This window comes from Fervidibacillus halotolerans (assembly GCF_026547205.1).
Classification (GTDB): Bacteria; Bacillota; Bacilli; order Bacillales; family Caldibacillaceae; genus Fervidibacillus; species Fervidibacillus halotolerans.
Genome location: NZ_CP106877.1, coordinates 1,902,568 through 1,915,803 on the forward strand (window position 1 = coordinate 1,902,568; position 13,236 = coordinate 1,915,803).

The window sequence follows — 13,236 nt, forward strand, 5'->3', positions numbered from 1 at the left end:
CGAAGAAAAAGCTCGAAAAAAATCACTATATGTAGTTTACATGTTTCTCAATCGATTTGACAAATGAATTTTGGACTTTTGTCGAATTTTCCTATTGATTGCTCGAATCCTTATTCCCTTTTCATTACGATATCTTTCCTTTATAATGGGAAAGGCATATAGATTGATTAAGCAGGTGATGATTTTGAATGTTGATGTACTCGTCATCGGTGGTGGACCCGCTGGACTTATGGCAGCAATTGCAGCAGGCGAACAGCAGTCCAACGTTCTACTCGTGGAAAAGGGAAGCAAATTAGGAAGAAAACTGGCCATATCCGGCGGTGGACGTTGCAATGTGACCAATCGTTTACCCGTCGATAAAATCATCCAGCATATCCCCGGAAATGGCCGATTTTTATATAGTGCTTTTTCCATTTTTAATAATGAAGATATTATTCGTTTTTTTCAAAATCTAGGCGTTGAACTGAAAGAAGAAGATCACGGACGAATGTTTCCCGTCAAAAATGATGCCAAATTCGTCGTAAACGCTCTTTTAACAAGACTTGATGATCTCGGTGTCAAAATTCGCAAACACTGTCCAGTCGAAGATATTATTTACGAAAACAATCAAGTGAAAGAAGTCGTTTTAAAAGATGGTGAGCGTATTCGAACGAAGTCTGTCGTCGTAGCTGTAGGCGGAAAATCGGTTCCTCATACAGGCTCTACAGGCGATGGCTATCCTTGGGCAAAAAAGGCAGGTCATACGATTACCGATCTGTATCCGACAGAAGTCCCCTTATTGTCGGATGAACCGTTTATTCAAGATAAAACGCTCCAAGGCCTATCTTTAAGAGACATTTCCCTATCCGTCTTAAATCCAAAGGGAAAACCGATTATTACACATCGAATGGATATGATTTTTACCCATTTTGGTGTATCCGGTCCCGCCGTCCTACGTTGCAGTCAATTTGTTGTAAAGGCGAAGAAAAAATGGAATTTAAAACGGGTCACGTTAAAACTGGATGCCCTACCGGAACAAACGGAAGAAGGAATTTACCATCAACTATTAGAAAAAAAGAAATTGGAACCGAAAAAATTAGTAAAAAATGCTTTAAAAGGATTCCTACCTGAAAGATATTTGCTTTATTTGCTTGAAATCAGTGGAATCGGTCCAGCCAGTTCGGTGGGGTCCATTTCAAAGGAAAAAATCCGCCATTTTTCCAATACGTGCAAAAATTTTCGTTTTACCGTCTACGATACTCAACCATTGGAAAAGGCCTTCGTTACTGGTGGGGGTGTCTCCGTAAAAGAAATCGACCCGAAAACGATGGAATCCAAAAAAATGAAAGGTTTATTTTTTTGCGGAGAAATTTTGGATATACACGGGTATACAGGAGGATTTAATATAACCGCTGCCCTCGTGACTGGACGATTAGCAGGATTAAATGCGGCTAAAATAGTTAATGAATAGGGAGTGGGAGAATCGTAATCGATCCTTTTCTTCTCCCTTTCCTTAAGGGTTCCTTTCCATAGTTAGGAGGACTTTTCTTTAAAAAACATTCAACAACTTTTTACGTTAGGTAAATAATCATTGCTGAAAAACAATAGATTTGCTCTCCATTTGCATCAATTTGTACTTCCACATCGTATTGAAGGTCGATGAAACGGTCCTCGTCTATTTTGGTCAAAAAACGATTCATTTCCTCTTCCAAATCCTTTTCATGTTCGTAATCAAATATTTTCACTTGTATCATTTTTTCTCCCCCATTTTCCTTTTTACTTATTATAGACAGAATTTTCGAAATTCAAACATTCGAACGATTTAATTTATAAAGGATGAAGCTTTTTTAGTTTAAAAAAAGGAGCTGTTCAAAGAGTACAGCTCCTTTCATAAACTGCGGGCATTTTGGTGGCGGATTTTCCACGGCACAGCCAAGGCTTTTAGACTCGCATCGTTCGTGAGGTCATCGGCTCGTGCTTTTTCCACTAAGTCACCGCCACCTTCCCTTTCATCAACTTAGAAACTGATCGAACAACCCCGAAATCGATGAAAAACAGTTTTCCTTATAACAATTAAAAAAGGTGTTTTCAAAATTAATTGGCGACAATATTGACTAGTTTACCAGGTACGACGATAACTTTTCGAACCGTTTTCCCTTCGATTTGATGTTGAATGGCTTCATCTTCCAAAGCCAATTTTTCCAATTCGCTCTTATCTAACTCAGCAGAAACCAACTTTTTCGCTCTCACTTTTCCGTTAACTTGTATAACAATTTCCACTTCCGTCTCAACCAATTTTTCTTCGTCGTATGTGGGCCATTGTCCATAAGCAACCGTTCCGTCGTGACCGAGTTTTTCCCAAATTTCCTCGGTAATATGCGGGCAAACGGGTGACAGTAATTTTATAAATCCTTCTACGTACGTCTTTGGAATTTCTTCTACTTTATATGCCTCATTAATAAAGACCATTAATTGGGAAATCGCCGTGTTAAAATGAAGGGATTCATAATCTTCCGTAACCTTTTTCACCGTTTGATGATACACTTTTTCCAACGGTCCACCTTCCTTTGAAACGATGTTTTTCGAAGGTTGTCCGTCTTCATCGATAAACAATCGCCAAACCCGATCCAAGAACCGTCGCGCTCCATCTAAACCCTTCGTCGACCAAGCGATGGAAGCGTCTAAAGGCCCCATAAACATTTCATATAAACGTAACGTATCCGCTCCGTGGCTTTCGATAATGTCATCAGGGTTTACGACATTTCCCTTCGATTTACTCATTTTCTCATTATTTTCACCGAGAATCATACCTTGGTTAAACAATTTTTGGAAAGGTTCCTTCGTCGGTACAACACCGATATCATACAAAAATTTATGCCAAAAACGCGCATATAGGAGATGAAGAACAGCATGTTCCGCACCCCCGATATATATATCAACGGGTAACCATCGTTTTAATTTTTCTGGATCTGCTAGCATTTTGTCATTGTGAGGATCGATATAGCGCAAATAATACCAGCAACTTCCGGCCCACTGGGGCATCGTGTTCGTTTCGCGACGTCCTTTTTTCCCTGTTTTCGGATCTGTAACTTCCAACCAGTCTTTCGCATTGGCAAGGGGAGATTCTCCTGTTCCGGAAGGCTGAATCTCCTTCATTTTCGGCAATGTTAACGGAAGTTCTTCTTCGGGTACGGTCGTCATCGTTCCATCTTCCCAATGAATAATCGGAATTGGTTCGCCCCAATAACGTTGTCGACTAAATAACCAATCGCGAAGTTTATATGTGACCTTTATCTTACCGATTCCCTTTTCTTCCAACCATTCAATCATTTTTTGAATGGCTTCTTCCTTATTCAAACCGTCTAAAAAGCCCGAATTCACGTGAATTCCGTCGCCGACATACGCCTCACGTTGAATATCTCCTCCTTTGACGACTTCACGGATCGGTAAATGAAACTTTTTCGCAAACTCATAGTCCCGTTCATCGTGGGCAGGAACAGCCATAATGGCACCTGTACCATAACTCATCAAGACATAATCTGCAATCCAAATCGGCATCTTCTCTCCATTTGCCGGATTAATGGCATAACTACCTGTAAAAACACCTGTTTTTTCTTTTGCTAAATCTGTCCGCTCCAAATCGGATTTCGATTGAATTTGTTCGATATAAGCTTTTACTTTCTCCTTTTGTTCATCTGTCGTTATTTTTTCAACTAATGGATGTTCCGGTGCAAGAACACAATACGTTGCCCCAAAAAGCGTGTCCGGTCGAGTAGTAAAGACGACAAACGTATCTTTGAGACCTTCGATCGTAAAAGTAATTTCCGCACCTTCCGAACGACCGATCCAATTTCGTTGCATTTCTTTAATACTTTCCGGCCAATCGAGCTCTTCTAAATCTTCCAAAAGCCGATCTGCATATTCGGTAATTTTTAATACCCATTGCTTCATCGGTTTTCGAATAACAGGATGTCCCCCGCGTTCACTTTTTCCGTCAATGACTTCTTCGTTAGCAAGTACTGTACCGAGGGCAGGACACCAGTTCACAGACACCTCATCAATATAAGCTAGTCCTTTTTCATACAATTTCGTAAAAATCCATTGGGTCCATTTGTAATATTTCGGATCCGTCGTATTAATTTCCCGATCCCAATCGTATGAAAAACCGAGGGATTGTATTTGCCGCTTAAAGGTTTGGATGTTTTTTTCAGTAAATTGTGCCGGGTCATTTCCCGTATCTAAAGCATATTGTTCGGCTGGCAACCCGAAAGCATCCCAGCCCATCGGATGCAAGACGTCATAACCTTGCATTCGCTTCATCCTAGCTAAAATATCGGTCGCTGTATACCCTTCCGGATGACCGACGTGAAGCCCGGCACCTGACGGATACGGAAACATATCTAGCGCATAAAATTTCGGCTTGTTTGGATCCTCCTTCGTTTTAAATGTCTTATTTTCCAACCAAAATTTTTGCCATTTTTTTTCAATTTCTCGATGTGGAAAAGCCATCCTTTTATCCTCCTTTTTATTCCTTTTTTCATTTCGGTTTTGACTACTTTTACGCATTCATTATGACTGAATCCAAATCCATACAAATGTGTTCAAAAGAAAATCCCCTCACCCCAAATACATATTTGGGACGAGAGGACGATCCTTCCCGCGGTACCACCCAAGTTAATATAAGCGCAAAAAATCGAAAGCGCCTATATTCGCTTCATTCAATCCCTTAACGCGGTCAACGGCAAATACTACTACCTTTCGCATTTGCGACTCAAAGGCGAGTTCATGGATTCTCCCGGCTGACTTGCACCGACCGTCAGCTCTCTTGTCGGGTGGATAACCACTACTACTCCTTATCATCGTCCACTTTTTCGTTCATTTTAACGTCTATTATAGAAAACTTTCCCTTGATTTGCAACATTTTTCCTTAAATAGATATGATCAATCGTACAAAGAACATACAAAAAAGTACATATGCTAACGCTCATAAAGGGCATACACATGTCAAGTTCGATTTAATACGAAAATAGATTAGAAACTGGCCCATCTCAACCTTAAATTATTATTTTCCCCATCATTCTGTCTTCTTCATTACCGGGAAAGGCCTGGTAAAAATTAATCTCCCATATATCTTTATTTTTATTAAATTATTCATTCGGTCATCATCACGGTATGCACTTCAATCCCTTTACGCTTGTAAACCAAGATGCTCTTTTAATTGATGACTTAACGCTTGTACTTCTTCAGTATTAGCAAAATAGTACCAGTAATCGCCAATAAATCCTCCGTCCCTTCCTTCAAATCGGAGTTGTTCAATATTTTTTCTCACGTCTGAATACGTTTTTTGTAACTCGACAATTTCACTGAAGGTGAAGTTCGTCTTTACATTATCTCCCAATGCTTTAAAAATATCGTTGTACTTCCAAAGAGTTGAAATATTGGCAGCTTTATTGATCATCGCTTCAATGATTTGTTTTTGTCGAATTTGTCGGCCAAAATCCCCCCGAGGATCTTCGGAACGTATTCTTGAAAAAACGAGCGCCTCTTTCCCTGTTAATTCAATTTTTCCCTTTGGAAAGTGATAGTTCCCATGGGTTAATTCCATATCATTTTCCACTGTAACCCCGTCAAGGGCATCGATAATATCCTTAAACCCTTCCATATTCACTTTCACGTAATAATCGATCGGAATATCTAAAAAATTTTCAACGGTTTTTACGGCCATTTCTACCCCGCCAAAGGCATAGGAGTGGTTGATTTTATCCTTTTCTCCCCGACCATAAATGTCCACATATGTATCCCGTGGAATGCTCAGCATTTTCATCGATTTTTCCTTTGGATTAACTGTGACGACGATCATTGTATCGGAACGTCCTACATCATTCGGCCGTTCATCCACTCCAAGGAGTAAAACGGAAAAGGGATCCCTTTCTTTAACCGATATTTCCTCTTCCCTTTTCGCAGAGTCCCTTTGGATCGGCTCGTGTATAGCATCTAATGTATCATTCGCTTTTATCAATATATCTAAAACGTAACCGATGCCAATTAACAAAATTCCGATTCCAAAAAATATTAATAGACGTCTTTTTTTAAACATTGAAACGATCAACTCCTAACGAACACATGATTGAATAAGCACGACTATTCTTTGAATACATGAGATATAAAATGGAATGATTAATCATTCTTTTCTAAGGCTTTTTTAAATTTCCGAAAGAAACGGATGTTCATAGGCGAATCATTGGATGCAATTATATTTTAGTAGAAAAAGCATTCTCCTTTTAGATAAAAAAAATTCCCCCTATCTCCTTTTATTTTATAGGACGAAAATACTTTCATTTTTGTTTCATTTTTTTTAAAACAATGTCGAAATATGCTTGATTAACCAGAAGGAAAAATCCTCCTTATCGATCGATTCCATGATTACACGGTACTAATCGTTATCTTCCCGTTCGGAATTCAATATAAAGAGCCCAACTAACCAAACCGATTAACAAAATAAACATCATCCAAATCGAAAAAGAAAAAGCGCCTAAATAAAAACTTTGATAAAACAATGCACCGAAGATTCCGCCCAACAACGGGCCGACGATTGGAATCCAAAAATACTTCCATTGGGACGAACCCTTACCAGGAATCGGAAATAAGTAATGAACGATTCTCGGTCCTAAATCTCTCGCTGGATTCAGTGCAAAACTAGCCGTGCTACCAAAGGAAAGGGCTATTCCCATAACTAAAAAGGCAATCAAAAGGAATTTTATTTCATTCGCTTCGACCGTTGCCCAAATAACGAGAATTCCGAACACGAAGGAAAATGTCCCGATCACTTCTGTGAGCAAATTTGCAGGGATATTTTTGACCATTGGTAAAGTAACAAAGGCATTTAATTTTCGCTGTGGATCGGCTGTGATTCGCCAATGGGGTAAAAATTGTAAATAAACGACAATGGCTCCACACATTCCTCCAATCAATTGACCGCTCACATACATAAACACGTCGCTCCAAAAAACTTGTCCGATTGACGCCAAACCGATCGTTAAAGCAGGATTTAAATGGGCAACACCAAAGGGATAAACAGATAGCAATGCCAAACTATAGGCTAATCCCCATCCAAGTGCAATAACGAGCCAACCGTTTCCCGTCAATCTCGTCCCCCGAAGTACTACTCCCGACGTTACTCCTAACCCGAATGCAACAAGGATCCCCGTTCCGATTAATTCGATGAAAAAAATTGACATCAGCATTCCCCTTCCTGATATTCAAAAATCAATTAAGGGATTTAAAACGTATACGAACAACGAACGATTACCTTGCAAAAAATCATTTTGCCATCTTAATTATATATATTGAAAAAAAATACATATGATGAATAATCAAAGCCTAAATCAATTTTTTAAAACAATATGAAAAATTCCGAGAAACAAATTCGTTTCTCGGACATTATCCAAATCCAATCTTTTTTTTATGTCTCATGGAGTTTTTCTACACGTAATCCTCTATCGTAAAGAAAAGTCGTTATCATAGCAAACCCGAATAAAATAATAAGGAGTTGAAATAATACATTCATCCCATAAAGTTCTACAACGATTCCACCGAAAAGGGGACCAATCATTCGACCGACAGTGGCAGCACTATTGACGATTCCTTGATACATTCCCGCTTTTCCCCTCGTTGCCAATTGATCAGCAATGGTTGGAATCGCAGGCCATACAAGCATTTCTCCAAAAGTCAAGATTACCATCGCCGTTAAAAACCCTGTAAAATTCGTAGAATAAGATGCGATGATAAAGGAAAAGATAAAGATTAGTAAGCCAATATAAATTTGTATTTTCAACGTTTTTGCGACATTTCTTACAAATTCGGCCATGATTGGCTGAGCGAAAACGATTAACGCTCCATTGACCGTCCAAAGCAAACTGTATTGTTCCAAAGACACATTGATTTCTTGGGTATATGTTGCAATGGTCGTCTGCCATTGAACATATGCGACCCAACAAATCGCATATCCGATTGAAATAATTAGTAATGCAATGAAATGGCGTTTTTGATGGGCCTCTTTCTTCGTTGACGTAAAAGCGATTTTCATTGACGGAGCGTCCGCATCCGTAGATATCGATTTAAAAGAAATAAAGGCAAGTAGAAAAAAGATAAGATAAAGAACGAAATTTGCCAAAAAAATCAGTTGAAAGGAAATGGAAGCAATATACCCTGCCAAAGCCGTACCGACTGCCACCCCGATGTTTTGAGCCACGTACATGGCATTAAACGTTCTTCTTCCCCCTTCTTTCCAAGCCACTCCAGCAAGCGAAAACATCGCAGGGTTCACCACCCCCGAACCGAACCCGATTATCACCAAAAATAAAGAATAATGGGGCCAACCATGCCAAATAAGCAACCCGAATAACGTGACTAACGTAACCCCTGCTCCAAATGTAATCGTTTTGTATCCTCCAAATTTATCAAAAAAATAACCCCCGGCTAAATTACCAATGACAGAAGCACCGGAATTGGCCATTAATACTAATCCTGCCACTGATAACGACTTACCGAGTTCTTCATGGAGGTAAATTGTATTTAAAGGCCATAAAAAAGAAGCCCCGGTTACGTTAATGACCATACCGACGAGGATCAACCATAAATTCCGTGGCATAAGAAGCCCCCTTTCATAAATTTTAATCCCAAGCTATTTTAGTCTTTATTTTAAAAATCTGCAAATAAAAAAAGTATGATAGTAGGTGAGAAATCGGTGGGAAAATGAATTCTCCCTTCCATCTTTAAAAAATAAACTTTGAATACCTTTCGAACAAGTTTATACCTTTTCCAGTCATTATTATGAAAGGGATAGCGTATTTGAAACATTTGTCCGCTCTTCCATGACGTGGTACAATTATTTTCACGAATGGCTATACTTGAGAGGAGATTGACGATGAACCCTTTCCCCTATTCTATGGACCATAAACGGTACCATACGTGGAATTATCATTTACGAAAACACTTTGGTCATAAAGTATTTAAAATATCGCTAGACGGCGGTTTTGATTGCCCAAACCGCGACGGTACGGTTGCATATGGTGGATGTACCTTTTGTAGTGCAGCCGGTTCCGGTGATTTTGCAGGAAATCGGGCAGAGCCGTTGGAAGTTCAATTTCAAAAAATCAAAAAACAAATGCATAAAAAATGGAAAGATGGGAAATATATCGCTTATTTCCAAGCCTTTACAAATACCCATGCACCCGTACATGTTCTTCGAGAAAAATATGAAACCGTATTGAAACAAGAAGGTGTGGTTGGATTGTCCATCGCCACTCGTCCGGATTGCTTGCCAGATGATGTTGTCGAGTATTTGGCCGAATTAAATGAGCGCACATATCTTTGGGTAGAATTAGGTTTGCAAACGGTTCATGAAAAAACAGCGAACATGATTAATCGTGCCCACGACTTTGCGTGCTATGTCGAAGGGGTTGAAAAGTTACACAAACATAATATTCGTGTTTGTAGCCATATAATAAACGGACTTCCAGGTGAAACGCCAGAAATGATGATGGAAACAACAAAAGCGGTGGCTGACTTAAATGTGGAAGGTATTAAAATCCATCTCCTCCATCTTTTAAAAGGAACGCCGATGGTTAAGCAATATGAAAAAGGATTGCTCCAATTTTTATCCTTTGATGAATACGTACAAATCGTCTGTGATCAATTGGAAATATTACCCCCAGAGATGGTCGTCCATCGAATTACCGGAGATGGACCAATCGATTTGATGATCGGACCGATGTGGAGTGTTAACAAATGGGAAGTATTAAACGCAATCGATCAAGAATTAGAAAGACGGAATAGTTGGCAAGGAAAATATTATCAACCGGCTCATAAGAAAGGGACAAAGGCGTATGGTAATTAAAAATATTCTACCCTTTTCCCATTCACTTTTAGAACAGACCATTCAACCTGGTGATTTCGTCATTGATGGAACAGCGGGGAATGGAAATGATACGTTGTTTTTAGCTAAACTTGTCGGGAAAGATGGGAAAGTTTTCGCCTTCGATATACAAAAGGAGGCGATTGAACGAACGAGGAAACGACTTGAAATGGAGAAAGAAATAGAACAAGTAACACTATTTCTGTCCGGTCACGAGCGAATGAAACAACAGATTCCTAAAAAATACCACGGAAAAATCGCCGCAGGTATTTTCAATTTAGGCTATTTACCTAGGGGAGATCATTCCATCGTCACAAAGGCGAATTCAACGATTGAAGCGGTTAAGCAATTGTTAGAAATGTTAAAGCCAGGGGGCATCATCGTCCTCGTCGTATATCACGGACATCCAGAAGGAAAACAGGAAAAGGACGAATTACTGTCATTTTCCAAAACCATCGATCAAAATAAAGCAGATGTTTTACTGTATACATTTCTTAATCGAAAAAATAATCCGCCGTTCATTATTGCTATCGAAAAGAAAAATTGATAAAAACCCGGTTCAGGTGATGAACTGGGTTTTCATATATTTACCCTTTTTAACAGAAAATCATGATAATAATTCCTTTGCTATGAGCTCAAAGGACTTCAATTTATCTTTAAAATCAAAGGTAATTGAAACCAACATTACTTCATTCGTTCGATATCGTTCACTGAGTCTGTATAATTCTTCTTTCACTTTCCTAGGGCTACCGATGATCATCCGTTTTCGATTCTCCCTGATTCGAGCCAACTCATATGGACGATACGGATATGATAAAGCCTTTTCCGGACTTGGAGTTCCTTTCGTTTCATTATGATAGCCGACCATTAACAACGAATAATCAAGACTGGATGCAATTCTTTCTGCTTCTTGATCCGTTTCTGCACAAATGGCAAAAACTGCGACGATATTTTTTGGCCTTTTATAATAAGAAGATGGTTGAAAATGATTTAAGTAAGATTCCATAATCTTATCCCCACCTTCCCCATTAATAAAATGGGCAAAGGCGTAAGGGAGTCCCATCTTTGCTGCAAGTTTCGCTCCTTCTTCACTTGAACCGAGCATCCAAACATCCGGTTTCGTCTCTGTGATCGGTGAAGCCTTTAAACCATATAAGGGATGTTCCTGCGGTAAATCATCATGTAAATATTGTAAAAGTTCATCCACCTTTTTCGGATATTTGTCCAGTCCCCTCGAGCGACTATCATTTAAAGCAATTGTCGACCTTGGCATTCCCCCTGGTGCACGTCCAATTCCAAGATCGATTCTTCCAGGTGCTAAACTTTCTAGTACACGAAAATTTTCAGCCACCTTATAAGGACTATAATGGGATAGCATCACTCCACCGGATCCAATTCGGATTTTTTTCGTTTTCGCTATTAAATATGCTGCCAGTACTTCTGGAGAAGAACCTGCTAATGAATCAGAATCATGATGTTCGGAAACCCAAAACCGTTTGTATCCCCACATATCCGCTCGGACGGCAAGCTCTACCGTTTCATTTAAGGCGTCTCTTGCAGTTTTCCCTTCAGAGATCGGCGATTGATCTAAAATGCTTAACGAAAGGGACATCTTCCCCAGCCTCCTTGAATTACTGGAAAACTTGTTGCCATTTACGATATAATTTCGCATTCATATAGAAAAATTTTGACTTTAATCCACCAGATTGTAATAACTGTTTTACAATCCCGTCAATTTGCTTATCCATTTTGACCTTTTCATCGGATAAATACAATCCTAACAGCCCCCGATTAATTAATCGATGAAATTTTTCATCCGGTAATCCTTTCGTATATTCATCCGCTTTCTGAATAAACATCACCATACGTCTTCCTAACGTTTTCAAATCGTTATAATAAAAGCAAAAATTCAAATCCCCTTCTAATCGATCCTCTTCTTGGTCGATAAAATAGTCGAGCAATATATGTAATCCCTGAATATAGGGAAAATAACCTTTTAAAATAGCAGTATGATCCTCATGATGAAATTCTTCTCTCATCCCATAGGATACGAGGCAAAAGATGCCTAATGTGGATCCTGCACTGGCGGAAAATTCGTACCATTTAAGTTCTGGAAATTGTTCTTTATGTTCCGAAAACCATTGTTGTAAACGTCTTTCCCGATCATTAGGATGAACATGTTTATGAATTTGCAATTGGCAATAATAATCGCAAAGATTTAATAAACTGCCATGGATGATCGGATAATGAGGAACTTGTTTCAATACCCGTTGACACACCTCTACCAATTCCGCTAAATATCCCCCATCATTTTTTTCATTACGGTACCGATAATAATCCGTATGTTTTGCTCCGACCGTAAGAGCATGCCTCATCGATTCGTGCAATGCTGAAAAATCGAGGGGATCAAGGGATGTACTACGATCACATAAATTATCTAAATAGTCGCTTATCGTTTGATAGGCTACAATAAATGGAATCACCTTTTTATAGTCACTTTTCGCCAGTATCGCGTAAATTGCACCACCTTCGCAATGAAAAGTTTTTGTTTCGATGCTAGAAAGGGCCTGTTTTCGGAGCTCAGGATCCGGGATTTCCCTCGCCCTCTTTTTCCAATAATTCAATTCCTTATGTACCATTGGAAAAATATCTTTATAAGCTCGAATCATTAATGAAATCGCTCGAGTAGGAACATTTCTCATGTTTTGTCCACCTTTTCAATCAAAAATATACGTATGGCAAGAATTATAACCAAAATTCATGTAAAATATAGATAAATATCCTGCATTAAAAGGAGTTGCCAAACGATATGCACAAAATCTACCCTTATAAAGGATTATACCCTAACATTCATGAAACTGCCTATATCGCCGATTTCGTTACGATTACCGGAGATGTGGAAATCGGAGAATATTCAAGCATTTGGTTTCATACCGTCATTCGGGGCGATGTTGCACCGACGAAAATCGGAAAACATACGAATATCCAAGATTTATGCGTGCTTCATCAAAGTCCAAATCTTCCCCTTATTATTGAAGATGAGGTCACTGTTGGTCACCGTGCGATGTTGCACAGTTGTATCATACGTAAAAAAGCGTTGATCGGGATGGGAGCGATTATTTTAGACGGTGCTGAAATTGGGGAAGGAGCTTTTATCGGAGCAGGTAGTCTCGTACCCCCTAACAAAAAAATTCCTCCAAATACTTTAGCCTTCGGAAATCCGGTCAAAGTCATTCGAACGTTGACGGACGAAGATCGACGGGAAATGGAACGTATCGTTCGAGAATATAAAGAGAAGGGACAATTATATAAAAAAATGTCTAGCTAATTCAAATATATCA

11 protein-coding genes and 1 other annotated feature are annotated in these 13,236 nt (G+C 39.2%); of the genes, 4 read left to right on the forward strand and 7 right to left on the reverse strand.

The features are described 5' to 3' along the window. Positions 1-184 precede the first annotated feature (184 nt). A complete protein-coding gene (locus OE105_RS09060) occupies positions 185-1,450 on the forward strand; it encodes a BaiN/RdsA family NAD(P)/FAD-dependent oxidoreductase (protein ID WP_275419887.1) in 1,266 nt (421 codons plus the stop codon). Between the two features lie 100 nt (positions 1,451-1,550). Here OE105_RS09060 and OE105_RS09065 read toward each other — a convergent pair whose 3' ends face one another. The 5 genes from OE105_RS09065 to OE105_RS09085 form a co-directional block, all read right to left on the reverse strand. Continuing rightward, entirely contained in the window at positions 1,551-1,733 is a 183-nt protein-coding gene (locus tag OE105_RS09065) for a sporulation protein Cse60 (RefSeq protein WP_275419888.1), read from the reverse strand. A 340-nt stretch (positions 1,734-2,073) separates the two neighbouring features. Continuing rightward, positions 2,074-4,488: a leucine--tRNA ligase gene (leuS, locus tag OE105_RS09070; protein ID WP_275419889.1), complete on the reverse strand. Its 2,415-nt coding sequence runs from the start codon at positions 4,486-4,488 to the stop codon at positions 2,074-2,076. A gap of 123 nt (positions 4,489-4,611) precedes the next feature. Continuing rightward, positions 4,612-4,848: a binding site (T-box leader), on the reverse strand. Between the two features lie 319 nt (positions 4,849-5,167). Further along, complete coding sequence (locus OE105_RS09075) at positions 5,168-6,076, reverse strand: LCP family glycopolymer transferase (RefSeq protein ID WP_275419890.1); 909 nt, start codon at positions 6,074-6,076, stop codon at positions 5,168-5,170. A 343-nt stretch (positions 6,077-6,419) separates the two neighbouring features. Next, entirely contained in the window at positions 6,420-7,217 is a 798-nt protein-coding gene (locus OE105_RS09080) for an MIP/aquaporin family protein (RefSeq protein ID WP_275419891.1), read from the reverse strand. Positions 7,218-7,441: 224 nt separating this feature from the next. After that, the gene (locus OE105_RS09085; protein ID WP_275419892.1) at positions 7,442-8,629 is read right to left on the reverse strand and encodes an MDR family MFS transporter; all 1,188 of its coding nucleotides are present in this window, start codon (positions 8,627-8,629) and stop codon (positions 7,442-7,444) included. Positions 8,630-8,905: 276 nt separating this feature from the next. On the opposite strand from OE105_RS09085, the gene mnmL reads away from it, so the two are divergent. Continuing rightward, the gene (mnmL, locus tag OE105_RS09090; RefSeq protein WP_275419893.1) at positions 8,906-9,877 is read left to right on the forward strand and encodes a tRNA modification radical SAM protein MnmL/YtqA; all 972 of its coding nucleotides are present in this window, start codon (positions 8,906-8,908) and stop codon (positions 9,875-9,877) included. After that, on the forward strand, positions 9,867-10,442 hold the full coding sequence (mnmM, locus tag OE105_RS09095; protein ID WP_275419894.1) for a tRNA 5-(aminomethyl)-2-thiouridylate-methyltransferase MnmM: 576 nt from the start codon (positions 9,867-9,869) through the stop codon (positions 10,440-10,442). Before mnmL ends, mnmM begins: the two co-directional genes overlap by 11 nt. A 60-nt stretch (positions 10,443-10,502) precedes the next feature. On the opposite strand, the gene OE105_RS09100 is transcribed toward mnmM, so the two are convergent. Both OE105_RS09100 and OE105_RS09105 read right to left on the reverse strand, forming a co-directional pair. Further along, on the reverse strand, positions 10,503-11,507 hold the full coding sequence (locus OE105_RS09100; RefSeq protein ID WP_275419895.1) for an LLM class flavin-dependent oxidoreductase: 1,005 nt from the start codon (positions 11,505-11,507) through the stop codon (positions 10,503-10,505). A 19-nt stretch (positions 11,508-11,526) separates the two neighbouring features. Then, entirely contained in the window at positions 11,527-12,597 is a 1,071-nt protein-coding gene (locus OE105_RS09105) for a tetraprenyl-beta-curcumene synthase family protein (RefSeq protein WP_275419896.1), read from the reverse strand. A gap of 107 nt (positions 12,598-12,704) precedes the next feature. On the opposite strand from OE105_RS09105, the gene OE105_RS09110 reads away from it, so the two are divergent. Next, a complete protein-coding gene (locus OE105_RS09110; RefSeq protein WP_275419897.1) occupies positions 12,705-13,223 on the forward strand; it encodes a gamma carbonic anhydrase in 519 nt (172 codons plus the stop codon). Positions 13,224-13,236: the final 13 nt, after the last annotated feature.